The organism is Enterobacter sp. JBIWA005, from assembly GCF_019968805.1.
Classification (GTDB): Bacteria; Pseudomonadota; Gammaproteobacteria; order Enterobacterales; family Enterobacteriaceae; genus Enterobacter; species Enterobacter vonholyi.
In genome coordinates, this window is the sequence record NZ_CP074161.1 from 36,137 (window position 1) to 59,625 (window position 23,489).

The 23,489-nt window shown below is 53.6% G+C and carries 24 protein-coding genes and 7 pseudogenes; 22 read left to right on the forward strand and 9 right to left on the reverse strand.

Features of this window, described 5'->3' with window-relative positions; translation table 11 throughout:
• Positions 1-220: 220 nt before the first annotated feature.
• The gene (locus KGP22_RS23610; protein ID WP_223582791.1) at positions 221-637 is read right to left on the reverse strand and encodes an Exc2 family lipoprotein; all 417 of its coding nucleotides are present in this window, start codon (positions 635-637) and stop codon (positions 221-223) included.
• 607 nt (positions 638-1,244) lie between these two features.
• Between KGP22_RS23610 and KGP22_RS23615 the strand changes: the two genes are divergently transcribed.
• The gene (locus KGP22_RS23615) at positions 1,245-1,469 is read left to right on the forward strand and encodes a DUF6290 family protein (RefSeq protein ID WP_000879771.1); all 225 of its coding nucleotides are present in this window, start codon (positions 1,245-1,247) and stop codon (positions 1,467-1,469) included.
• On the forward strand, positions 1,453-1,719 hold the full coding sequence (locus KGP22_RS23620; protein WP_004197762.1) for a type II toxin-antitoxin system RelE/ParE family toxin: 267 nt from the start codon (positions 1,453-1,455) through the stop codon (positions 1,717-1,719). Before KGP22_RS23615 ends, KGP22_RS23620 begins: the two co-directional genes overlap by 17 nt.
• Before the next feature lie 75 nt (positions 1,720-1,794).
• On the opposite strand, the gene KGP22_RS23625 is transcribed toward KGP22_RS23620, so the two are convergent.
• Positions 1,795-2,040, reverse strand: a complete 246-nt coding sequence (locus tag KGP22_RS23625) for a transposase (RefSeq protein WP_223582793.1) — start codon at positions 2,038-2,040, stop codon at positions 1,795-1,797.
• A 244-nt stretch (positions 2,041-2,284) separates the two neighbouring features.
• Positions 2,285-2,440: a hypothetical protein gene (locus tag KGP22_RS23630; RefSeq protein ID WP_223582795.1), complete on the reverse strand. Its 156-nt coding sequence runs from the start codon at positions 2,438-2,440 to the stop codon at positions 2,285-2,287.
• Positions 2,441-3,317: 877 nt separating this feature from the next.
• Between KGP22_RS23630 and KGP22_RS23635 the strand changes: the two genes are divergently transcribed.
• The 6 genes and pseudogenes from KGP22_RS23635 to KGP22_RS23660 form a co-directional block, all read left to right on the forward strand.
• Entirely contained in the window at positions 3,318-3,692 is a 375-nt protein-coding gene (locus KGP22_RS23635; protein ID WP_223582796.1) for a hypothetical protein, read from the forward strand.
• A 53-nt stretch (positions 3,693-3,745) separates the two neighbouring features.
• Entirely contained in the window at positions 3,746-4,093 is a 348-nt protein-coding gene (locus tag KGP22_RS23640; protein WP_223582798.1) for a hypothetical protein, read from the forward strand.
• A 168-nt stretch (positions 4,094-4,261) separates the two neighbouring features.
• Positions 4,262-4,882 (forward strand): annotated as a pseudogene (locus tag KGP22_RS23645) (VENN motif pre-toxin domain-containing protein); the annotation flags it as partial.
• A 737-nt stretch (positions 4,883-5,619) separates the two neighbouring features.
• Positions 5,620-5,862 (forward strand): annotated as a pseudogene (locus KGP22_RS23650) (transposase); the annotation flags it as partial.
• Positions 5,863-6,091: 229 nt separating this feature from the next.
• Positions 6,092-7,432: an IS110 family transposase gene (locus tag KGP22_RS23655; protein ID WP_223582800.1), complete on the forward strand. Its 1,341-nt coding sequence runs from the start codon at positions 6,092-6,094 to the stop codon at positions 7,430-7,432.
• An 18-nt stretch (positions 7,433-7,450) separates the two neighbouring features.
• Positions 7,451-7,568 (forward strand): annotated as a pseudogene (locus KGP22_RS23660) (IS3 family transposase); the annotation flags it as partial.
• A gap of 59 nt (positions 7,569-7,627) precedes the next feature.
• Here the strand turns inward: KGP22_RS23660 and KGP22_RS23665 are convergent.
• Positions 7,628-7,840: pseudogene (locus tag KGP22_RS23665) on the reverse strand (transposase); the annotation flags it as partial.
• Between the two features lie 96 nt (positions 7,841-7,936).
• On the opposite strand from KGP22_RS23665, the gene KGP22_RS23670 reads away from it, so the two are divergent.
• From KGP22_RS23670 to KGP22_RS23680, 3 genes are read left to right on the forward strand one after another with little or no spacing between them, the layout of a single operon-like run.
• Positions 7,937-8,317 (forward strand): transposase, encoded by a 381-nt coding sequence (locus tag KGP22_RS23670; protein WP_073001090.1) that lies wholly within the window; start codon positions 7,937-7,939, stop codon positions 8,315-8,317.
• The gene (gene tnpB / locus KGP22_RS23675) at positions 8,314-8,661 is read left to right on the forward strand and encodes an IS66 family insertion sequence element accessory protein TnpB (protein WP_073001021.1); all 348 of its coding nucleotides are present in this window, start codon (positions 8,314-8,316) and stop codon (positions 8,659-8,661) included. Before KGP22_RS23670 ends, tnpB (KGP22_RS23675) begins: the two co-directional genes overlap by 4 nt.
• A 49-nt stretch (positions 8,662-8,710) precedes the next feature.
• Positions 8,711-10,249, forward strand: a complete 1,539-nt coding sequence (locus tag KGP22_RS23680; RefSeq protein WP_223582802.1) for an IS66 family transposase — start codon at positions 8,711-8,713, stop codon at positions 10,247-10,249.
• Positions 10,250-10,287: 38 nt separating this feature from the next.
• Here the strand turns inward: KGP22_RS23680 and KGP22_RS23685 are convergent.
• The 3 genes and pseudogenes from KGP22_RS23685 to tnpB (KGP22_RS23695) all read right to left on the reverse strand — a co-directional run.
• Positions 10,288-10,707: pseudogene (locus tag KGP22_RS23685) on the reverse strand (transposase); the annotation flags it as partial.
• A 16-nt stretch (positions 10,708-10,723) separates the two neighbouring features.
• Positions 10,724-12,415 carry a kdo(2)-lipid A phosphoethanolamine 7''-transferase gene (gene eptB / locus KGP22_RS23690; protein ID WP_223582708.1) on the reverse strand — a complete coding sequence of 564 codons (1,692 nt, stop codon included), beginning with the start codon at positions 12,413-12,415 and terminating at the stop codon, positions 10,724-10,726.
• Positions 12,416-12,584: 169 nt separating this feature from the next.
• Positions 12,585-12,704, reverse strand: a pseudogene (gene tnpB / locus KGP22_RS23695) (IS66 family insertion sequence element accessory protein TnpB); the annotation flags it as partial.
• A 255-nt stretch (positions 12,705-12,959) separates the two neighbouring features.
• On the opposite strand from tnpB (KGP22_RS23695), the gene KGP22_RS23700 reads away from it, so the two are divergent.
• The 10 genes and pseudogenes from KGP22_RS23700 to KGP22_RS23750 form a co-directional block, all read left to right on the forward strand.
• Positions 12,960-14,777 (forward strand): hypothetical protein, encoded by a 1,818-nt coding sequence (locus KGP22_RS23700; protein WP_348984620.1) that lies wholly within the window; start codon positions 12,960-12,962, stop codon positions 14,775-14,777.
• Positions 14,770-15,837, forward strand: a complete 1,068-nt coding sequence (gene xerC, locus KGP22_RS23705) for a site-specific tyrosine recombinase XerC (protein WP_223539164.1) — start codon at positions 14,770-14,772, stop codon at positions 15,835-15,837. Before KGP22_RS23700 ends, xerC begins: the two co-directional genes overlap by 8 nt.
• A 10-nt stretch (positions 15,838-15,847) precedes the next feature.
• Positions 15,848-16,135: a damage-inducible protein J gene (locus tag KGP22_RS23710; RefSeq protein WP_223540567.1), complete on the forward strand. Its 288-nt coding sequence runs from the start codon at positions 15,848-15,850 to the stop codon at positions 16,133-16,135.
• Positions 16,132-16,437 carry a type II toxin-antitoxin system RelE/ParE family toxin gene (locus KGP22_RS23715; RefSeq protein WP_223539163.1) on the forward strand — a complete coding sequence of 102 codons (306 nt, stop codon included), beginning with the start codon at positions 16,132-16,134 and terminating at the stop codon, positions 16,435-16,437. Before KGP22_RS23710 ends, KGP22_RS23715 begins: the two co-directional genes overlap by 4 nt.
• 117 nt (positions 16,438-16,554) lie before the next feature.
• Positions 16,555-17,415 (forward strand): adhesin, encoded by an 861-nt coding sequence (locus tag KGP22_RS23720; protein WP_223582710.1) that lies wholly within the window; start codon positions 16,555-16,557, stop codon positions 17,413-17,415.
• 700 nt (positions 17,416-18,115) lie between these two features.
• Positions 18,116-18,439 carry a conjugal transfer relaxosome DNA-binding protein TraM gene (gene traM, locus KGP22_RS23725; protein WP_223582712.1) on the forward strand — a complete coding sequence of 108 codons (324 nt, stop codon included), beginning with the start codon at positions 18,116-18,118 and terminating at the stop codon, positions 18,437-18,439.
• Positions 18,440-18,519: 80 nt separating this feature from the next.
• Entirely contained in the window at positions 18,520-19,548 is a 1,029-nt protein-coding gene (gene istA / locus KGP22_RS23730) for an IS21 family transposase (protein WP_223579877.1), read from the forward strand.
• Positions 19,545-20,336, forward strand: coding sequence for an IS21-like element helper ATPase IstB (gene istB / locus KGP22_RS23735; RefSeq protein ID WP_223540741.1), 792 nt, complete (start codon positions 19,545-19,547; stop codon positions 20,334-20,336). Before istA ends, istB begins: the two co-directional genes overlap by 4 nt.
• Positions 20,337-20,908: 572 nt before the next feature.
• Positions 20,909-21,532 carry a helix-turn-helix domain-containing protein gene (locus tag KGP22_RS23745; protein WP_223540699.1) on the forward strand — a complete coding sequence of 208 codons (624 nt, stop codon included), beginning with the start codon at positions 20,909-20,911 and terminating at the stop codon, positions 21,530-21,532.
• Between the two features lie 65 nt (positions 21,533-21,597).
• A pseudogene (locus KGP22_RS23750) lies at positions 21,598-21,777 on the forward strand (IS110 family transposase); the annotation flags it as partial.
• A gap of 81 nt (positions 21,778-21,858) precedes the next feature.
• Here KGP22_RS23750 and KGP22_RS23755 read toward each other — a convergent pair.
• Together KGP22_RS23755 and vapB are read right to left on the reverse strand one after the other, a co-directional pair.
• Positions 21,859-22,269, reverse strand: coding sequence for a PIN domain-containing protein (locus KGP22_RS23755; RefSeq protein WP_123061016.1), 411 nt, complete (start codon positions 22,267-22,269; stop codon positions 21,859-21,861).
• Positions 22,266-22,496: a type II toxin-antitoxin system VapB family antitoxin gene (gene vapB / locus KGP22_RS23760; protein WP_123061017.1), complete on the reverse strand. Its 231-nt coding sequence runs from the start codon at positions 22,494-22,496 to the stop codon at positions 22,266-22,268. Before vapB ends, KGP22_RS23755 begins: the two co-directional genes overlap by 4 nt.
• 614 nt (positions 22,497-23,110) lie before the next feature.
• Between vapB and KGP22_RS23765 the strand changes: the two genes are divergently transcribed.
• A complete protein-coding gene (locus KGP22_RS23765; RefSeq protein ID WP_223582714.1) occupies positions 23,111-23,473 on the forward strand; it encodes a hypothetical protein in 363 nt (120 codons plus the stop codon).
• Positions 23,474-23,489 lie beyond the last annotated feature (16 nt).

A 23,489-nucleotide genomic window follows, 5' to 3' on the forward strand; every position in this document is an offset into this window, starting at 1 on the left:
TTTGTCTGACAACTCCTTTTGGGATAGGTTCTAAGTATTGTGATAACGTTTCAGTGCCTCTGCCGAAATTCCCAGTTGCCCTGCAACGGACTCCAAAGTATCTCCTCTTTTTACCTGATATGTAGATATGCTGATATTCATTTGTTCATGTCTAGGAATTTCAAACTTTTTGAGGCCGCATAAATTAAGACAGTACACCGGCACCACTTTTCCTTCTTCATCACGGACGACCGTTGTAGCCGTCCCAGTATGTTGCGATGGCACCCTGTTTCAGAATGTCGCTGCGTTTCCCAGGCTGGTCGGCGTCATAGTCCCGGTTAATGAACGTCGTTTTTTGTGCGCCGGGTGCAAAAGGGCCGTCGTCGCTGCTGAAGCTGTTCACCCGCTGCTGCGCCTGTGCCGTGGTCAGGCCTGTGGCCCGGTCCTGTTTCCCCATTTCGTAAAACTGGCTGAGAAACGCCGACATCAGACGGATGTTATCGCCTGTTAACGGTTTTGTGTTGGGGTCAAAGTGTGCCCGTTCTATCTTGTATGCCAGGTTTCGGGCATTTTTCTCGACGCTGGTCTGATTACCTGAACAGGCGACCAGAAATAAAGGTATGAAGAATACTAACGGTAAAAGACGAACCTGAGGCATGGTGAACATTCCCTGTGAGCATAAAAGAACGCCATAATAATTTGAGATTTAAGCGGAAGTAAATCACCGGAAATAATGCTTTTGTTATCCTTTTTCTGTCAAATCCTATGCTATTCAGTTGCACGCATAGCCATGCATCCGGGTAAAATTTATCCGGCGCGTTTCCGGGGGCGTTGCAGGTGGTTTGTTGCCTGTTTTATCCTGTTGGCCCCGGAAACGCCGCCAGTGCCGATCGGGTGGTGCCGGTAACGGATGTTATGTTTAATCAGCGTGAACGGCAGATACAAAAAAGCCCCGGAGGGCTTTTAACTACTGACTTATTTTTTGAAGATTTGCTGGGTTTCAATTTGTCAGTATTTCCCCGCGTTTTTTTATTGTCACGCTGGCGTTTATCAGGTTCCCCTGTTGAATCGGTAATTCGTTTCGGACCCGGCTTAAGACCCATAATCGTTATCCTTTCAATAGTTAAGAGGAAAGCCCTCAAGCTAGATATATTGACCGCGTTACGGATTATCAAGAGGGGCTAACAAGATTATTTTTTGTTCTTTTAGGTTGATTGTGGTACTGTTGATATACATGTATAGCAAATGGTGTTCGGGAGGTTTATATGCTTGCTATCCGGTTATCTGATGAGATTGAGTCCCGTCTGGACTCGCTGGCGAAGCAAACCGGCAGAACAAAGACGTTTTATGCGCGGGAAGCAATACTGGCGCATCTGGAAGACCTGGAGGATTATTATCTTTCAGCAGAAACTGCTGCACGCGTTCGCCGTGGTGATGAAGCAGTGCATTCGTCTGAAGACGTGAGGAAGTCACTTGGTCTGGACGATTAACTATTCCGATCGGGCGCTCAAATCGTTACGCAAGATGGATAAACAGAACGCACGACGGATTGTGGATTTTATGAGTTTACGCATTGCAGTTGCTGCCGATCCTCGCCAGTCAGGGAAGCCGCTCAAAGGTGAGCTGGGCGAGTTCTGGCGCTATCGGGTGGGAGATTATCGCGTTCTGTGTGAGATCCGAGATGACGAGCTTGTTATCCTTGCCGCCACGATTGGACATCGCCGCGAAGTTTACGACTGAAGTCCGCTATGCGGGCTTTTTTGATGCCGACAACAGGTATTAGGGGTTTGAGGGCCAATGGAACGAAAACGTACGTTAAGGAGATAATTCATTGTTTAAATTGAAATTTAATGTCCTTATTTCTCCCTCCGGAGACCACTCATGGGGAAGCGCTTTCCCTCCGGATACCGGCAGCGTGGAAATACCCGCCTCTGAGCGCCAGTGGTAAAGCGTTTTTATCGGGATCTCCTCCTGCCGTGATAACTGGCTGAGCGGTTGATTATGTGGTGGCAGCATTCTGGCGATCACAGCCGCTTTACGCTCAGGTGAATAGGTTTTCATTGTCGTCTCCAGCCCCTCAGATTGTTTTCACTCAGAGGCGACAACTACCCTGACATGGGGGGGTACTCACTGCGCTGGAAGCGTCCCGGTCCCTGTCCAGGTGAAAAGGCGCTGACTTCTGCCAGCGGACAACGGGTCAAATGTCTGCGCAGAATGCCGATGCTGGATAGATTTCTGGTTAAGAGTGACATAAAACTGTTAAGAAAGCCCCGCCGTTTCTGGCGGGGCCATCTAAGGCGCAACATTACCAGTGCAGTTCGGTTCTGTCGCTGGCTCCCTCCCTACCGTGCTGCACTTCGTCAGTGCGATTAATCGGGAAATTCGCCTCCACATAACGTACCACGAGTGGCGCCAGTATATGAATGAGAATCGCGAGTAACACGGCCTTCAGAAAGTCCATGCGATAGTCCTGCTTGCATTGGCTAACGCTGGCGGCTATCCTTGATGTGTCTAGTATCACGGAACACCCCCGTTAGTTGCCTGTTTAACATCGCAACAGCGGGGGGGGGCTCTTTCTGACTCAAGGTGGCCGCGAGAGAAAGAGTTCCCCCGCGCCGTTGCACCTGCCGCTTGTTCATGCCAGCGTCACGAATCATACCCTAAATTCGCCTCTATAGTTCAACACTATCAGATGCTTTGGTCCGCTTTCCGGGCTGGCTGTGCTGGTGTCTGGATTTCAGTATCCCCTGTTTTCTCGCTTTTGCGTATAGCAGCAGCCTGCCGTGGTTGCCGGTGTTCATTTCCGATGGCCATAAACTTCTTTCGTCTTCGTTTTTCTGTTCCTAGGGCCGGTCTGACTGGCCGTGGGCGTCCGGGCAGGCTGTCATGCTTCGCACAGAGCCTGCTTCGCTGTCTCTGCCCGGGCCCAAAAAACGGGCCAGCGGGTGTCCATCCCATGACGCAGTAATCAAAAGCAGGGCCAGGTCAGGGTCAAAGGCAGCTTGCAGCATCCCGGAGGGATGCGCCGCTCACACCATCCCGGCGGTAAAGCTGCCGGGATTCTGCTGACCGGAACGGCCTGCCGTTCCGGAGTGTGTGAATCCTGTTCTCGCGGTGAGGCCATCACCCTGTGCGTCCTCACGCGGAGGGCTGGTCGTAGCACCGTCGCGTCGTCATCCAAGGGGTGAAATGAACTACGCCAAAACTTTTTGCGAAAAGCAGCAAAAACTTTTGTCTCCGCCCCTTTCCTTCCTCCTTGCGCCGTTGCTCCTTTGCCCGTCGCCGCGAGAGAACTCACCAGGGAGATGGATAAACCATCACTACAGGAGAAAACCAGAATGAACACACAAAACGTCAACGTCAAAACCGCCGCTCAAGAATCTGCCGGAAGATGGGTGAAAACCTCGTCCCTGCGTACCGATGGCTTTGTGCGCAATATCCATTCCCGTAATGCGTTTGATGTTATCCGCGCCGATGTGGTGCTGGCTCGGCTGGAGAGTCAGGCCAGCCGTGGCTGTGGGATGCACTACGAACTGTATGAGTCCAGCCTGCTGACGGCGGCGCTGGATTACCTGGATGAACTGCCGCTGAAAGACCGCCCGGTATTTATCGGCGCGGCGGCGAAACGGGGCTACCTGCTGACGCTGGCGGAGGAAGAACGCGCGCTGGACGCCCGCTATGCCCTGATGCACGAACTGAGGACGGAGTACTGATTTTTTACCCGGTGGCGGCAGGGGCCGTCACCCTGCACAAGAGGAGCACGACCATGCATTTACATCTGATCGAATCCGACGCCCTGCGAGGTTTTCAGGCCACCGCCGAAGCGGAGCGCGCGTACTGGCAGAGCCGGGAAAACGCGGCGGTGAGCGCGCCCGTGGAGATTGACGTTCACGCCTTTCATGACGCGCTGGGGCTGATGTACCCGGAGAACTGGCGCAGTAGCGAAGACGGCGAGTGTGAAACCTTCATGCTGGCGGAAAGGGTCTGCGGCAACGTGACCGAAATCTACGCGCGGATGGGTATCCGTTATTACCGGATGCGCGACTACAGCCACCTTGACCACCCGGAGATTCTGGCGCGCGTTAAGGCTGAATCTGGCCTGAGCCATAAATGAAAAAAGCAGGCATACGCCTGCTCGTTCCCCGCCGAATCTACCCGCTAGTAACGATTGATCCGGCGACCATCAAAACCCAATAGAGGATGAATCTATGAATTTCGACCCGCAAATCATTACACCTTCTACGGCCTCTGTAAAGCCCGGCGGTGACGCGGAGCCGGCGCAATGATCAGCGATATCGGCAACCAGGTGGCGGATATTGCGCGGACGCAGGGTGAGCTGAATGCGCTGAAAGAAGCGCAGAAAACCTATGGTGGGGTTCCGGAGAATGCGACTGAGAAAGAGCGTCAGGAATACCTTGCAAACCTGCGTAATACACCGGAATACAAAAAAGAGCAGGAGAAATACGGCACCGGAAGCGATATCCAGCGCGGTATCCAGGCCGCGACGGCAGCACTTCATGGCCTGGCGGGCGGCAATATCGCGGGTGCACTGGCGGGGGCTTCAGCACCGGAGTTGGCACATCTGCTGAAGGGGCCAACTGAAGGTAACGCAGCCGTTAACGCTATCGCCCACGCCATTCTCGGTGGTGCGGTTGCAGCGCTTCAGGGTAACAGTGCGGCGGCAGGAGCGATTGGTGCAGGTGGCGGAGAACTGGCGGCACGCGCTATCGCCAATATGCTCTACCCGGGTGTGGATAAACTCTCTGAAGAACAGAAGCAGACGGTCAGTGCTCTGGCGAGTATTTCAGCGGGTATGGCTGGCGGGATTGCTACAGGGACTACTGCAGGGGCTGCGACCGGTGCCAGTGCCGGAAAGAATGCGGTTGAGAATAATGCGCTCAGCTTCGGTGATGGTTTTGAAAGCAATGCTGCGGCGGCTACATCATGGAACAAGTACGCGGTGGACAATAATCTGACACCGGAACAAAAGCAGGCCGGGCTGGATAAGATAGCGAAAGGTGATATGCCGGACAGCACCAATATCACGAAAGTGATCGTGGATGGCTACCAGGATGGTGTGATGATTGCCGGGGCATGGTATCTGGGGCCTACGGCGTCAGCAGGTAAAGTTCTTGGTGGCGGGCTTCTTGGACTGGCGGCCAATAGTGGTTATCAGGTCTATGATTTGAATCAGCCGCAGAATGCGAATAAGTCGTGGGACTATCTGGGAAGCGCGACCTCATTTACAACAGGCATGATGGCTCCCGGTCGTGGTGTCCTTGCGAACACAGGTATCGCAATGGGGGGGCATTCTTTACTGATGGTCCAAATACAGTGTCACTGGCCGGGGCTGGTATTGGTGCTGGTCTGGGTGGGGCATTTGGGAAGTATGCGCCAGTTGGCGTAGATAAAGTATTAAACGGGAATAACATTCCTGATTTTGTTTATGATGCTATCGGAGGTGTTGGTAGTGAGTTTATTAACGGATTCTCGAAAGAAGCATTAAACAATCCATCTGAAGAAAAATCAGGGGCTAAAAAATGATTAGTTACTTGAAGCTATTTGAATCGCCACGGGTTTAACAGACACCTCAGAGTCATTTAAAATGGCTAAAAGAGAGGTGCTAAAAGAGAGGTGCCCATGAGCGGTAAACGTTATCCCGAAGAGTTTAAAACTGAAGCGGTAAAACAGGTTGTTGATCGTGGTTATTCAGTTGCCAGTGTTGCAACACGTCTCGATATCACCACCCACAGCCTTTATGCCTGGATAAAGAAGTACGGTCCGGATTCTTCCACTAATAAAGAACAGTCAGATGCTCAGGCTGAGATCCGCCGTCTCCAGAAAGAGCTGAAACGGGTTACCGACGAACGGAACATATTAAAAAACTGTCCATGGGTGAAACCCCGTCCTGAGTCTCAGAAACTCCCTGGAAAAGCTGGCAGACTAATTTAGCGAAGGAAGCAGCCGTCGGCCTTTTGGTGGTATGACCCCGTAAAAAAACATGGTTCAGGGACTGTGGCGGATCCGACAGTGGTGACTTTGATCCCGTTCAGGAAGGTGATTTCTCCGTCGTCCCCTCCTTCGTTCATCAAAAATGAGCAAGGAGATTCCCATGAAAAAATCCTCCCGAATGTCTATTGTCCATTCTCATGCTGCGGGCGTTGATATTGGCGCTGAATTTCACGTTGTCGCCGTACCGCCTGACGCTGACGCCGAGCCAGTCAGGACTTTTCAAAGTTTCACCGGCGACCTTCATCGGATGTCTGACTGGCTCAAAACCTGTCACATTACGACCATCGCCATGGAGTCCACCGGCGTTTACTGGTTGCCTGCTTTTGAGATCCTTGAAGCCGCGGGTTTCAATGTGATCCTCGTAAATGCCAGAGACGCAAAAAATGTTCCTGGTCGCAAGACTGATGTCAACGACGCCCAGTGGTTGCAGAAACTGCATTCATTTGGTCTTCTCCGGGCCAGCTTCAGACCTGAACACGACATTTCTGTACTCAGGTCTTATTTGAGGCAACGGGAACGCCTGACTGAATACCGGGCTGCACATATCCAGCATATGCAGAAGGCGTTGATGCAGATGAATGTGCAATTACATCATGCCGTATCGGATATCACTGGCGTTACCGGTCTTTCAATCGTCAGAGCCATTGTCAGTGGTGAGCGCGATCCTTCAATGTTGATCCAGTATCGTGATGTCAGATGTAAGAAGACGCCAGAAGTGCTTCAGCAGGCCCTGACAGGGAACTGGCAGCCTGAGCATCTTTTTGCACTTGAACAGTCGGTTGCATTTTTCGATTTTTACCAGGAAAAGATCCGCGAGTGTGATGATCAAATCGAAACTTCATTATTGCAGCTCAGTATCGGAATTAAAGAGCCTGAGGGAGTATTGCCCTCCGCCAGACATCGTACAAAGCAACCCAATCAACTTTCCTTTGATGTCAGACCGTTACTCTGGAAAATTACTGGGGCAGATCTGACACAGATACATGGGTTTGGACCTTATCTGGCACTAAAATTCGTTGCCGAATGCGGTACTGACATGAATCGCTGGCCGGATGCGAGCCATTTTACCTCGTGGCTATGTTTGTCCCCGGGAAATAAGATCTCCGGTGGAAAAGTGTTGTCCTCGAAAACGAGACGTTCATCCAGTCGAATTGCTGCTGCACTCAGGCTGGCAGCCACAACAATTGGCCGGAGCGATACCGCGTTGGGCGCTTTTTATCGTCGATTATCATCCCGTATAGGGAAAGCGAAAGCAGTCACTGCAACGGCAAGAAAACTGGCAATACTGTTCTACAATGCCCTGAAATATGGTCAGAAATATGTCGATCCTGGCGCGGATTATTATGAAGAACGCTACCGTAGTCGCGTACTCGATGGACTTAAACGAAGAGCAAAATCAATGGGTTACTCTCTCCAGCAAGACCCTGAATTATGCGTGTGAATCGGGAGTTTCTCAGGAAAGCCGCGGCGTACTTCGCAAAGCTGTCCGACTGAGGTACGCCTTTATCCGTGACAACACCTGTTGCTGGCCTGTTCGCCTGCTATGTCGGGTACTGGATGTTCATCCCAGTGGTTGGTCGAATCCGTCAAGGTGGTGTAAATTCAGTTACAGCCTTCCGGTCCGGTAACGGGCCTGTTATGCACTGAGTGGCAGCGCGTCGATTACTTCGGTTTCAGCGGGCTGGTCTATCTCCGCCATGCTGTGTTGCGGCAGGTAGCGGTTCTGCAGCAGCCATTCTTCGTTCTGCTCCGTCAGTACCGCACCCAGTAGCCGCATGATGCTCTCTTCGTTGGGGAAGATACCCACCACGTCGGCACGACGTTTCACCTCTTTGTTCAGGCGCTCCAGCGTGGTAAGCGTACAGCGTGAACCGTCTGGTCATAATCTGAAGCATCCGACAAAGTGGTGTCCACCAAATAAGTAGTGGGAACCAAAGTGTCAGATATGCAGAAAAATATGACTCCCGGCAGGCGTAAAGGCTGCCCTAATTATTCTCCTGAGTTTAAACAGCAGCTCGTTGCTGCCTCCTGCGAACCCGGGATATCCATCTCAAAGCTGGCGCTTCAAAATGGCATTAACGCCAATCTGTTGTTCAAATGGCGTCAACAATGGCGTGAGGGAAAGCTGCTATTACCTTCTTCAGAGAGTCCTCAGCTACTTCCTGTGACTCTCGATGCAGCTGCCGTACAGTCAGAGCCACTCGCAGAGGACCCGGAAACCCTCAGTATCAGCTGTGAGGTAACGTTCCGGCACGGAACGCTCCGCCTCAACGGTACTGTCAGCGAAAAGCTCCTGACCGTGCTGATACAGGAGCTCAAACGGTGATCCCGTTACCAACAGGCACCAAAATCTGGCTGGTTGCCGGTATCACCGACATGCGTAACGGCTTCAATGGCCTCGCCGCAAAGGTGCAGATGACGCTGAAAGACGATCCGATGTCCGGGCATGTCTTCATCTTCCGGGGCCGAAGCGGCAGTCAGATCAAACTGCTGTGGTCTACCGGTGACGGGCTGTGCCTGCTGACCAAACGGCTGGAGCGCGGGCGCTTCGCCTGGCCGTCAGCTCGCGATGGCAAAGTGTTCCTGACACCGGCGCAGCTGGCAATGCTGATGGAAGGTATCGACTGGAGACAGCCAAAGCGGCTGCTGACATCCCTGACCATGCTGTAGGCCTCTTTATCCTGGTTGTCGCAGAATAAGCCTGGTAAAATACGGGCCTATGAATGACACCTCTTCTGACGATATCCTTCTGCTAAAACAGCGCCTGGCCGAACAGGAAGCGTTGATCCACGCCCTTCAGGAAAAGCTGAGCAACCGGGAGCGTGAAATAGACCATCTGCAGGCGCAGCTGGATAAACTCCGCCGAATGAACTTCGGCAGTCGTTCCGAAAAGGTATCCCGCCGTATCGCACAGATGGAAGCTGACTTGAACCGGCTTCAGAAAGAAAGCGATACGCTGACGGGGCGGGTGGATGATCCGGCCGTGCAGCGCCCGCTGCGTCAGACCCGCACCCGCAGACCGTTCCCCGAATCACTTCCCCGCGATGAAAAACGGCTATTACCCGCAGACCCCTGCTGCCCGGAGTGTGGTGGCTTGCTGAGTTATCTGGGTGAGGATGCCGCTGAACAGCTGGAACTGATGCGAAGCGCCTTCCGGGTTATCCGGACAGTACGTGAAAAGCATGCCTGTACTCAGTGCGATGCCATAGTGCAGGCTCCCGCGCCTTCGCGGCCCATCGAGCGGGGTATAGCAGGACCGGGGCTGCTGGCCCGCGTGCTGACCTCAAAGTATGCAGAGCATACCCCGCTGTATCGCCAGTCAGAAATATACAACCGCCAGGGTGTGGAGCTGAGCCGTTCACTGCTGTCGGGCTGGGTGGACGCATGCTGCCGACTGCTGTCACCGCTGGAAGAGGCGCTTCAGCACTATGTAGTTACCGACGGCAAACTCCATGCCGATGATACCCCCGTGCAGGTGCTGCTGCCGGGTAATAAGAAGACGAAGACCGGGCGGTTGTGGACATACGTTCGTGATGACCGCAACGCCGGGTCAGCGTTGCCACCGGCGGTGTGGTTCGCGTACAGTCCCGACAGAAAAGGCATCCACCCGCAGACTCATCTTGCCGGCTTCAGCGGTGTGCTGCAGGCAGATGCTTACGCCGGGTTCAACGAACTGTACCGCGATGGCCGGATAACGGAAGCGGCTTGTTGGGCTCACACCCGCCGTAAAATCCACGATGTGCACGTCCGTACGCCGTCGGCGCTGACGGATGAAGCCCTGAAGCGTATCGGCGAGCTGTATACCGTTGAGGCGGAGATAAGGGGAATGCCGGCGGACCAGCGCCTTGCTGAACGTGAGCGGAAAACGAAACCGCTGCTGAAATCCCTGGAGAGCTGGCTGCGTGAAAAGATGAAAACGCTATCGCGACACTCGGAGCTGGCGAAGGCCTTCACGTACGCCCTGAACCAGTGGCCGGCACTGGCGTACTATGCAGAGGACGGCTGGGCCGAAGCAGATAACAACATCGCTGAAAATGCCCTACGGATGGTCAGCCTGGGTCGTAAAAACTGGTTGTTCTTCGGCTCAGACCACGGAGGTGAGCGTGGAGCGTTGCTGTACAGTCTGGTCGGGACATGCAGACTGAACGGCGTGGATCCAGAACGCTACCTTCGCCATGTCCTTGACGTCATAGCTGACTGGCCGGTCAGTCGGGTGAGTGAACTGCTCCCCTGGCGCGCAGCACTGTCAACTGAATAACCCGTCCCCGTCAATACGGTTCTCGCTTGACGCTTACCCAGCGTGTTGGTCGAGTGGATTTTCACCCGGTGCGCTTTCGGGAAGCCGAAGTACGCCAGCACGTCCGCCTCCGCTTCATCCATCATCGCCGTGACCGCCGGGTTGCTCTTCTCCAGCTGGCCGGCAACTTCACGCCAGGTGGCATGGGCGCTTTTCTCGTCGGTCTGCACGAACACCTGCTGCAATGCGGCACGGACCACCGACTGGTTCGCCCGGCTGACGCGGCTCAGCACATTGCGCATGAAGTGGACCCGGCAGCGTTGCCAGCTGGCGGAGAACACCTGCTGTATCGCTGCTTTAAGGCCGCTGTGCGAGTCGGAGATAACCAGCTTCACGCCCTCCAGACCGCGCTCCTTCAGGCTCAGCAGGAAGGCCTGCCAGAACGCTTTGGCTTCAGACTCACCGATACCCATCCCGATATTCTCGTCAGAGCAGCTACTGCGCGGCTTTTGCGCTGTTATCAGGGAGTTTACACCAGTTGTTTTTTTCGTTAATTCCACCATCCGGTGAGGTATAGCCGAGACAACCCATGATGGTGTCGTACAGCTCAACGTGACGACGCGGCACCTTCATCTCCGCCTCTTTCTTCAGCTGAGCAAACATCTTCGCTTTCTCCGGGTCTTCCAGATACTTGTCGGACATCCACACCATCATTGGAACGCGGAACTGCTCCGGCGGCGCCATCTTGCGTGGCGTACCGTGCAGATGCTCGTATTCATTGATGGATTCACCGTGGTCCGCCGCATAGAAGACGATCGCTTTCTTATCACGAACATAGTCAATCACCGTATCAATAAAGTGATCCACATACATCACGGAGTTGTCGTAGGAGTTAATCAGCTGCGCTTTGGTGCAGTCTTTATCCACCCCGACACATTCCGGCATCCATTTGGCAAAGCTACGCGGATAGCGTTGGGTGTAATTAAAGTGCGACCCTTTGGTATGCAGGATGATCATATGCTTGCTATGAGGCTTACCGTTGAGAGAGAGTTTCATCTCATCAATCAGCAGCATGTCATCGACAGGTTTTCCACGATTGCGCGCCTCTGCACCAATCTGCTCGCGGTAGGAAATATTTTGCGCCATGGTCTTACTGTAGAACCACATTTCGCTCTGCATCGCATAGAGGTCAGACGTAAATCCAAGCTGATGCAGCACCGAGAAGACGTTTTGCTCTTTTAGCGTACGCTGCGGGTTGTCGCTCGCCCCGCCCTCGCGCACAAACATGCAGCGCAGTGAGAGCTTGGTGGCGGTATCACAGGAATAGCCACGATAGGCAATCAGGTTCTTTTCCTGCGCCAGTTTCGGCGTGGTATCACGGTTATAGCCGAGAATACCCATATGATCCCAGCGAGTGGTCTCTCCGATAATAAAGGCGACGTAGGTATCGTCGATATCCTTTGGCGCAACATAGGTAAATTTCTTCGCCGGGTTCATCAGCGACTTATTATCCAAGGACTCATCCACCTGCGCCCACGCATACAGTCCCAGCGCGGAGATCCAGTTAGACGGCAAATACGAGTTGGCGACCACACCGCCATAGCTTGGCAGAACCACGCCAGAGGTACGCTCATCATTCTTCTGCTTCACTTCCAGCAGGCGAATCGGCCCCCAGACCATCAGTCCCGCCAGCAGCACCACGGCGATGCTTCTGAATCGCTTTCCGGGCGTGCGGATCTGGTGAACCAGCGTATAGCGGCAGCGGTTGCTCCAGATGAACAGCAGCGGCAAGACGCTGACGATCACCAGCCAGAGAATAAAGTGGAGCCCTACAACCTCTTTAGATAGGTCGATATCCGTGGTCATCACCGAGGCAATAATGCCGTAGCCAATCACCACGTTCATAAAGGTCATGTAATAGCTGGCACCCGCCGAGCACAGCACGATAAACGTTGCGAGCACTCGCCACACACGACGGCCAAACAGGGTAAGAATACGGAATAAAAAGAAGGTGACCAGTACCGCAGCGACCAATTCGACAACCGCTGCAATTCCTTTCCAGACGGTAAAATCATGCGCATAACCGTCAAACCGACGAAAAAAAACTGCGCCATTCATAAACAGACCGATGTACAACGCCAGCAAAAAGCAGAGCTTTTGTTGCGCCATCGATTTAATGTATTTCATGCAAGCTACCCGGAACAAGGGACAGTACCACCACCCACGCTGATTATTACGCGGGCAGATTAAATATACGCACAGGGGATCGTTCAGTGAAAAGACGACAAGCATGGTAAATATACCACTGAGGAAGGAAAAATGGCAGCAGAGTGTGTGATAGGTGCAGTTATTTACATGACATCGGATCATCTTTCAGCGCTGTCTGCACCTTTGCGGCGAGGCCGTTGAAGCCATTTCTCATATCAGTGATACCGGCAACCAGCCAGATCTTTGTCCCTGATGGTAGTGAGATCAACGTTTGAGCTCCCGTATCAGCAGGTTCATGGTTAGGAATCTGAATCGCTTCTTTTGGGTGCACCTGACCATGAAAAGTGGCATATTCCTTTCCAGTGATGCCGGGGATCTAAGTGGCGTTTGATGTAAAAATGCCATCTTAGCCGTATTTTTAACCTGAAACCTGTTTTTCAGGCGCACCGATCCAACTCAGGCATCCGCAGCCATCGTTTTTTCGCCATCTGATGCAGCCTATCAGAGAGAGCATTTTTGTGGCGTGCTCACCTGCCACGGCTCCGGCAAAACGCAGCCGGCCTTTGCAGAGGATGCACTGGTACGGATCCGTACCCAGGAAGCCTTTCATCAGCACCGCGAACCCGGGGCGTTTCGTTTTTCCCGTACCGTCAGCGTCCACGACAGACACGGTGGCGCACGAGGTGAATGCCTCCGGCGACCTGCTGCTGACCTGCGGCCCGCGCGCGTGGCGGGTACGGGGCTGGCCTGTGAGCAATCAGTTATCAAACGCGAATGCGGCCGCCTGCTGCTGTTGCTGGAGCAGAAACAGGACGAGGCGCGACAGTCTGAAGCCACCGACAACAGGACCGCCATCACGATGAACGCTGACGATGAAGCGGCGGCGCTGGCACTCCTGAAATCCCCGGACCTTGCGGCGCGTATCACCGATGACCTGGCGGCCTGCGGTGTGGTGGGTGAGTCCACCAATCTGCTGACCGGGTATCTTGCGGCGGTATCGCGCAAGCTGGATAAACCGCTGGCAGTACTTATCCAGTCGTCGTCGGCGGCGGGGAAGTCCTCGCTGATGGATGCGGTGCTGGGGCTGATGCCGGATGAAGAACGGGTGCAGTACAGCGCGATGACGGGCCAGAGCCTGTACTACCTGGGTGAAACCTCGCTGCAACACAAGATACTGGCCATCGCCGAGGAAGAAGGTGTGCGGCAGGCGGCGTATGCGCTGAAGCTGCTGCAGTCAGACGGGTCGCTGACCATCGCCAGCACGGGGAAGAACGAGCAGAGCGGCGAACTGGTGACGCGGGAATACAGCGTTCAGGGTCCGGTGATGCTGATGCTGACGACCACGGCCATCGACGTGGACGAAGAGCTGCTGAACCGCTGCCTGGTGCTGACGGTGAACGAGAGCCGGGAGCAGACGCAGGCGATACACGCGATGCAGCGCCACGGGCAGACGCTGGAGGGTCTGCTGGCGCAGAGTGAGAAACAGTACCTGACGACCCTGCATCAGAACGCCCAGCGGCTGCTGCGGCCGCTGAAAGTAGTGAACCCGTATGCGCACCAGTTAACGTTCCTCAGCGACAAAACCCGCACCCGGCGCGACCATATGAAATACCTGACGCTGATACAGGCGGTGGCGCTGCTGCACCAGTACCAGCGGGAGGTGAAACGTGCGACCCATCGCGGGCAGGTCATCGAGTATACCGAGGTGACAAAAGCCGATATCGCGCTGGCAACCCGGCTGGCGCACGAGGTGCTGGGCCGGACGCTGGATGAAATGCCGCCACAGACGCGCAAACTGCTGTTGCTGATACAGGCGATGGTCAGGGAGATGGCGGGTCGTCAGCAGTGTCTGCCGGGCGAGGTTCGCTTCACCCGCCGTGATATCCGGGCCAGTACCGGGTGGAGCGACAGCCAGCTTAAAAACCACTGTGTGCGCCTGGTGGAAATGGAATACCTGCTGCTGCACGGCGGGAGTCGGGGCCACCTGCTGCACTACGAGCTGCTGTGGGACGGCGACAACACACAGGCCCCGCACCTGTGCGGTCTGCCGGATGTGGGCGAGCTGATAAACGCGGCCTCAAAAACAGAGGGCAGCGAGCGCAAGTCTGCCTCTGATGGCGTAAGGTCTGGTTCAGGTCAGGGTCAGGTCTGCCCGTTGTCTGGTACAGAGCAGACAGCTCCAGGCCTCACGGTGCAAGGCCCGGAGCCACAACCGGACGGGCTGAACGAAAACGCAGTAAACAGTGATAACCCGCAAGCGCCGCATCACACTACTGCCCCCCATCATCACAGCGATAATCACCACAACAGCGCCTTCGCAGCGGCGGTAACGCATGGCTAACCGAAAACGGCGTGGCAGTCTGCTGACGGTCGATGACGTGTACCGTCAGCCTGTCGGCCCGGCCTCAGACCCGAAGAGCCTGTACGCGCTGCTGCTGCGGTTCGTGGCGTGGCGGCGGGAGCGCAACTGGTCAGAGACGACGCTGAAGGTGCAGACGCACCACAGCTACCGGTTCGTCCAGTGGGCGGCAGAGCGCGGGCTGCACCATCCGGCAGAGGTGACGCGTCCGGTGCTGGAACGCTACCAGCGCCACCTGTACCAGTACCGCAAGCGCAACGGCGAGCCGCTGACCACCCGGACCCAGCGCACGGCGGTGCAGCCCATCCAGGTGTGGTTCCGCTGGATGACGCAGCAGAACCTGATACTGGCGAACCCGGCGGCCGACCTTGAGCTGCCGAGGCTGGAAAAACGCCTGCCGCGCTATATCCTGAGCGTGGACGAGGTGGAGCAGGTGCTGGCGCTGCCTGACCTGAGCACGCCCGGCGGCATCCGTGACCGTGCGCTGATGGAGGTGCTGTGGTCAACGGGCATACGGCGCAGCGAAGCCGCAGGGCTTGAGGTGTTCAGCGTGGATGCAAACCGCCGCATCCTGACCATCGTTCAGGGCAAGGGAAAGCAGGACAGGGTGGTGCCGGTGGGCGAGCGTGCGCTGTGGTGGGTGCAGCGTTACCTGCACCACGTCCGGCCACAGTTACTGGTTAACCCGCACTGTAAGGCGCTGTTCGTGGCCCTTGATGGTGTGGAGGGGCTGACGCCCAACGGGATCACTAACATCGTCAGCCACCATATGAGAGCCTCCGGGCTGGTTGCGCAGGGAAGCTGTCACCTGTTCCGGCACGCGATGGCGACCCAGATGCTGGAAAACGGCGCAGATCTGCGGTGGATACAGGCGATGCTGGGCCATGTCAGCGTGGAATCGACGCAGATATACACGCAGGTGTCGGTGCGGGCGTTACAGGCGGTTCATGCCTCAACCCATCCGGCAGAGCGGGAAGCACGAATCCTGGATGACAACCTTGAGGACAATCATCATAATGACAACACAACTGACACCACGTGAGGTTATGGCGATGAGCAGCACTATCCACTTCCGAATCGACGAAGAAACCAAACGCCTGGCGATGCAGGCCGCAGAGCGCCAGCAGATGAGCCTTACAGAGCTGATGCGCCAGCGGGCCGAAGAGCTGGCCGCAGAAGAACGTCGCCATCAGAGCAGCGAGCATGAAGGCTGGCTGGAAACACAGATAGCCCAGGCGTTCAGCCGCCATGATGCAGGTGAAGGCGAGTACATCAGCAACGATGAAATGGAAAAGCGAATGAAGGCGCTGAAACAACAGGCCATGCGGGGTAAGCTGTGAGCATCAGGGTTGAGTGGGAAAAACGCGCACAGCATGACAGAGAAAACCTCTTCCGGTACCTGAACCGCGAGGCGGGGGCAATGGTGGCTATCGCGGCTGACGACCGTCTGGCGGGTATGGTCACTATCCTTGCGGAAAACCCGCTTGCCGGAGTGAAAGCCGGAGGCTCAGAGAAGCAGCGTAAACTGGTGGTGCCGCACTTCCCGTTCATCGTAGTGTATGTGGCAGAAAGCGCTCGTGTGCGCATCCTGCGAGTACTTCACACCTCCCGCAAGATAGCCGGGCAATACAGCCAGAGCTGAGGCCCGCAGAGGCCTCTCCGGCCTTATCCCGGCTGTCCCCGTATAATCCCGCTAACTCCCTGAATAGAATCTCAAAACGGCATAACTCATTACAGCAAAGATGGGTTATGATGCTGCATGCCAAAAAAGCTGACACGTCTGATGAGCCTGTTACTGTGCCTGGTGATCTTCACCGGGGCGGTAGGGTGTTCGGGCGAAAAAGGCGCGTCGGGGCAAAAAGTTGCAGTGCCGGAAGTACAGCGTGCAAAAGCGGCTGTAACTCACGGAAAGGACAGGGAAAAAACGTGTTCATCGCAGCAATGTGTACCGGAACGAGTTGTTGTTGAGAATAACTCGCTCAGCTTTGGTGATGGTTTTGAAAGCAATGCTGCGGCGGCTACATCATGGAACAAGTACGCGGTGGACAATAATCTGACACCGGAACAAAAGCAGGCCGGGCTGGATAAGATAGCGAAAGGAGATATGCCGGACAGCACCAATATCACGAAAGTGATCGTGGATGGCTACCAGGATGGTGTGATGATTGCCGGGGCATGGTATCTGGGGCCTGCTGCGTCAGCAGGTAAAGTTCTTGGTGGCGGGCTTCTTGGACTGGCGGCCAATAGTGGTTATCAGGTCTATGATTTAAACCAGCCGCAGAATGCGAATAAGTCGTGGGACTATCTGGGAAGCGCGACCTCATTTACAACAGGCATGATGGCTCCCGGTCGTGGTGTCCTTGCGAACACAGGTATCGCAATGGGGGGGGCATTCTTTACTGATGGTCCAAATACAGTGTCACTGGCCGGGGCTGGTATTGGTGCCGGACTTGGGGGCGCAATAGGTAAATACGCACCATTTATAGTAACTAAAACTATTGGAAACGATCCTATTCCGAGTACTGCGTATGACTTTATTGGAGGGGTCACATCTGAATTTACAAATGGCTTTATTAAGGATTTAAATAATCCACCTCAAAAAAACGAGGGCGCTAAATAATGAAAGGTGTATTGGCATACATTATTTTATTTATTTACTCTTCTCTTTTTGTGTTTTTTTTGCTGATAGCAGTTGGCGGCGTAATTTCAATCATGCATTATCTGTCCAATGGTGTGTTTTATTACCCTGTAAATCAGGTGTGGCGCGCTATTGTTTTTGGGGGTATATGTGGTGGAGCGATAACCTTAGTGACTTTGCTGTATAAAATAATAGACAAAGTTAATACTAGTAAAAGACCACCGTCTAATCCTAAGTTATAAACTAGAATCCCGCCCTTTCGCTGGCGGGATTTTTTGCTCACTAATTACTGAATCCATCCCGGCAGGTTATTTTACGATAGCCTGCTTCTCACCTCAAAATCCCCACACACCTCGCAAGATTGCATCTTGCCTGGTTTTTCTTTGAAATCATGCTGTTATAGTTTTTTTAAGACTGCAAAGTCATTTTGCATCATTGATGCATAGAGTATATATATACTCTATGCAGAGTATAATTAGAGTATATATATACTCTTTTTATACTATACATTTAAAATCAATTATATAGATAGAGTGCACTCTAGAGTATACTCTGGTTTTTCGAGGGGGGTGTACTCGTTACTATACTCTGCAAAAATAAATTATATACTCTGAACATACTATGGATAATTTTCCGAATTTATATTTTAATAAGATTCTAAATCTGTAAGGAAAAGCAAAGAATGCCACGGATAAAAACATTTGTCAGTAATCAGGTCAGGGAAGAAATAGATGCGATTATTACTGAGCGCAGGCAGGAAGGAGCAACGGAGACTGATGCAACAGTTTCGTCAATAACTTCCATGTTAGTAGAGCTAGGGCTCAGAGTTTATCGTATTCAGAGAGAAAGGAAGGAAGGCGGTTTTAACCAGATGGAGTACAACAAGGTTATGCTGGACAGTTTGGTTAGAGTCAGGGCTATGTGTAGTGAAATTATGAGAATGAATATGCTTAGTGAGGAGTCTGTAGCTAGTGGTAAATTTGACGGACAAACTATTAAGTGTTAGTACCGATGTAAAAATGACCCACATGCCAATGTAAAACGGACCCACCATGGGTAAAACTGGCAGTTTTAAGCGAGCTGCCGATGCTAACATTGGAGTTAAGAGTGGAGATTGCTGTTCTTCGTCGGCAAGGCATGTCTATCCGTGCTATTGCCCGTCATTTGAGGTGTTCCCGCCAGACTATCCGGCGTTATATCCGCATGGGAGATGCTGCGTCCTCATCCCGTTATTCCACCAGAGCTCCACGCCCGGGCAAGCTTGATCCGTTCAAGGCTTATATCAACGAACGTGTCGAGGCTGCCCGACCACACTGGATACCCGCCAGCGTTATGCTTCAGGAGATCCGCGCACGAGGCTATTCCGGCGGCTACAGCATGCTGACCGCTTATTTATTTCCGTTGAAGCAACAACCCGCTGAGCCGGTGGTTCGGTTTGAGACAGAACCGGGCGAGCAGATGCAGGTTGACTTCACCATCATTCGTCAGGGTTCGAGCCCTCTCCTGGCGATAGTCGCCACTCTGGGCTGGAGCCGGGCTACTTACGTCCGCTTTTACGCGAACCAGGATACCGCTGCATGGTGCGACGGGATTGAACATGCACTGGCCTTCTTCGGCGGCACGCCACGGCATCTGCTGTTTGATAATGCTAAGGCCATTATTCTGGAGCGGGACGTCTATGGCGAGGGGCTTCATCGCTGGAACCCTACGCTACTGGCTTTAGCCGAGAAGTACGGCTTTACGCCCAGAGTTTGTCGGCCTTATCGCGCGAAGACTAAGGGTAAAGTTGAACGCTTTAACCGCTATCTCAAGGAGAGTTTTGTCGTACCGCTGGCGACAACGTTCAAGCAGTCGGGCCTTCTCCTGGATGTTGACTCCGCCAACGCCCGTGTTGGGGCATGGCTTGTTCATACGGCTAACGCCCGGAAGCACGGTACGACCGGGGTTCCTCCTGACCAGCGATTACAGAAGGAGCTCGCAGCATTGCTGCCATTGCCGGCACCAGGGCCGTTCTCCGTTCCCCGACTGGCCGATGCTCCCCGACGGGCTCTGCCAGTAGAGAGTATTCAGCACCCTCTGTCGGTTTATCAGTCCTTACTGGAGGAGCGTTCATGAGTGATCTTCAGCATCAACGCATTGATGAGCTATGCCAGCAGTTTCGCCTCGATCGTATTGCATCCGAGTGGCCTGCTCTGGCCCAGAAGGCGATAGATGACACCGCGTCATTCGGGGATTTTCTTGAGCAACTTCTGAAGCTGGAGGCGGACAGCCGTGATGAGCGTCGGCGCCAGACGCTGTTACGCCTTTCTGGTTTGCCAGCGATCAAGACGCTGGAACAGTTTGACTTCAAGTTCGCCAGCGGTGCTCCCCGGGCGCAGATACAAGAACTGACAAGTCTGGCATTCATCGAACGGCAGGAGAACATCGTGTTCCTGGGGCCCTCTGGTGTAGGTAAAAGCCATCTTGCCGCTGCTCTCGCGTACCGGTGTGCCATGGCCGGGCTGAGTACCCGGTTTATCACCGCCGCGGACATGATGTTGCAGTTGGTTGCCGCCCATCGTCAGGGTGAACTTAAAGGCTATCTGAACCGCATCATTCACAAGCCACGACTGCTGGTAATTGACGAGATTGGCTACCTGCCGTTCGGTAAGGAGGAAGCCAACCTGTTCTTCCAGGTTGTTGCCAGACGCTACGAGTCAGGCAGTCTGATATTGACCAGTAATCTGCCATTTACACAGTGGTCAGGAACCTTTGGGGATGACGAGACGCTCACAGCAGCGATGTTGGATCGTTTGCTACATCATGCCCACATTGTTCAGATTAGCGGGCAAAGTTACAGGCTGAAGGATAAGTTAAAAAGTGGTCAGTTGAAGAAGTCTGCAACCGCCGACATTTCTGGCTAACCGCTAACAGGGGTGGGTCTGTTTTACTTTGGCAGGGTGGGTCACTATTCGATCGGTATTGACAATTAAGCTATTTATTGATAAGGTTGCTAAAGAAAATGTTGGAATTTTCTTTCCGGATGATGAAGGTTAAGGTTAATAGAATGGAAAGTCCATTGTCAGTTATTGACGGTGGCATTCGCGCTGAAAGCGCTGGTCAGGAGCGAGATGTATCTGGAGGGCATCAGGGAAGGGGCTTTCCGGTATGACGCCTCGGGCAGACCTGTGGGCATGGTCACGGAGGAGGAAGCGCTGACAGCAGAGGTAAAGCGAATATACCTGAGGCAAAAAAAAGCAAAGGCCGCACATTCCGCTGACTGACTGTACCTGTATGAGGCGTCTCCGTCACCGGAGGTGGCAGGCCGGTCAGGACCACAGGAATAATGTCAAACGCTTGCTGAATTTTTTGATACCAGTCACAGCTTCAATATTCCACAATCACTGATACAAAATAATATCATAATTCGCCTATATTAAACTCCGTTAACACCTTTACCACACTAAATTAATGGGTATTTTTACACGGAATGATGATGACCAGTATATCCGCACAGCTTGCTGCAGAACGTATCATTGACAATATTGAGAGCGCTGACTGTTTTCACAGGGTTGTCGCCGGCGAAAAGCAGACCATACCATTTCGTCAGAAAGAGACGCAGTACGTGTACTGTCTGTGCGCGGGTGAAGCAGAGGTCCGCAGGCTGTCAGACGATACCGTCGTGGCTTACGTCAAAGCCCCCGCCGTCACCGGACTGACCCTCCGGGAGAAGGATACGATCTTTCATTATCTCAGAACCACCAGACCGGCGGAGCTCATGGCAGTAAGGCAGGAACGCGCGCTGCGCCTTATCGAAGAGCAATCACTCTGGCAGGAGGCCTTCACACTTTGTGTGGATGTGGTAAATAAATGCTACATTCGCGATGAAGCATTCGCATCGCGAAACGTCTACGGGATTGTCAGACAGCACCTTGAAATGCTGTGGGAAATGGATGAAGAGCAGCGCAGCAGGTTTTCAGCCTTTGAGTTCATTCTTAGCCGGACGACCGTCTCACGCAGTTCACTGAACAAAATTCTGAAGGAGCTCAGCACCGGCGGATATATTACAATGCGCAGGGGAAGGCTGATGGATAAAAAGTCACTTCCGGCGAATTACTGATGTTCCGGCAATCCCGGGGTTTCTGTTGCATTAAGGGGGGCTGGCAAAATCCCCCTTATTTTCTGAACGAATGGATGCCAGTGACAGGCTACGTAAGCTTCAGCGATGCAGCTCACGCAATAACGGACTATATCGTTGGATATTACAGCGCGCTCAGACCGCATGAATATAACGGTGGGTTACCACCAAACGAATCGGAAAACCGATACTGGAAAAACTCTAAAGCTGTGGCCAGTTTTTGTTGACCACTTCAGATTAATCCATTGAATCCAGAGATTGTGGATGTAGTTCAGTCACTTTTGCCTGTTCCCTTAATCGTTTCTTACTTATTTCACCCAGTCTTCAAGCATTAACCCCGGTACCCGTTCAAACTCTCCCCCGATCCTCGTCACCAGCACCGCGCCGGCGGCGATGGCGTGCCCGGCTATCGCCGTGTCGTTCGGGCCTGGCGGCGTCCCGGCGAGGCGCAGCGCCACCTTTACCTCCGTGGTCGCATCCACCGCGGCGCGATCCCAGGGCAGGATGGCATCGAGGCGGGCGCAGAACGCTTCAGCCAGCTGCTGCGTGACCGGCCCTGCAGCCCGGGCGGCGAATGAAATCTCAGACCAGGTGATGGCCGAGACCACGATACGGTGACCGCGCAGCACCGCCTGCTCCAGGCGCTTCAGCACCGCTTCCGGCTGTTCGCGCATGATGAATGAGCAGATGTTCGTGTCGAGCATATAGGTCTTGTTCACAGGTTAAATCGCCCTTCGTCGCTGACAACGTCCCCGCGCTCCGCCATAAAGTCCGGATCGGCTTTTTCGAACTGCGCGAACGAGCCCCAGGTCGGCCGGACGGGACGCAGAATGATGCTGTCTCCTTCCCGGACAATCACCAGCTCGCTGACGCCCTCAAAATCCAGATCGCGGGGCAGACGGATGGCGCGGTTATTGCCGTTTTTAAAAATGGATACGGTTCTCATGATTCTCTCCCGGGTAAGTACGGATATATGATGCATATCCGGAATGAGGTTGATTGCACCGGGCGTGTGCATATGTTCAGTATATGCAGATGTTGAGCATATGTATAGATGTAACATATACAGATGGTAAGCATATGCGTATGCCTGGCCTATGCAGATGCATGGCATATGGATATGCTTGACCTATCCTTTCCACTCTCTTTTTCACCACAGATCCGAAAATTACCAGTTCCGGATCTTCATTCCTGCCACCGGGGTGCTGTGGCCAGCAAACACAACATGTGCCACTCCGTCAGCTGATATTTCTTCTATATATTGTGTTTTGCCCCCGTTCCGTGACCCGGCGCGCTGCAGCAGAAAACGCCGCTTTGCTTATTTCCCCGCCGTGGTACACTTCCGGAAACTGCGCTATACCGTAAAAATTGGATCCAGCCGGAACGGCCATCCGGTAATTTATCTTCGTGGCTGTATGGCTGCTTATTATCAGCCTGTAAATGATGACGGCAGGGAAAAATCATCCGGGTGACAGATGCGAGGCTGTACACAGCTGACTGTGCTGCACGTCATAATTACTCTAGGTTACTATTTGCCAGCAAACCAGAAAGGAGATCAGGATGGGACGTTCAGTACCGGTGAAGATTGGTCAGAAGGAATTTGCATCAAAACAGAAAGCCCGAAGCTATTACATGGATCAACGGCCTGACGTGAAAGCTGCCGGAGTCATTTCAGAAGGTGACTATTTTGAGGAGCTGAAAGAACTGTTCACCCTCTATTGCGACAGTTGTCCGGGATGGGAACTGAACGGCCGCCTGATTAAACATTTCACGGTTCAGAATGAACCTCGTTTTACCAATGGCCGCTGGGTATCGCATCCCTGCTACAAGGTCCAGCTGAGCAACGGTGAGCTGAGACCGTTTTCGATAGAAAAGGCGATAAACGCCATCGTAAAAGCTGCTGCAGCTAATCAAAAGAAATAGAAGGCGGTATTTCTCA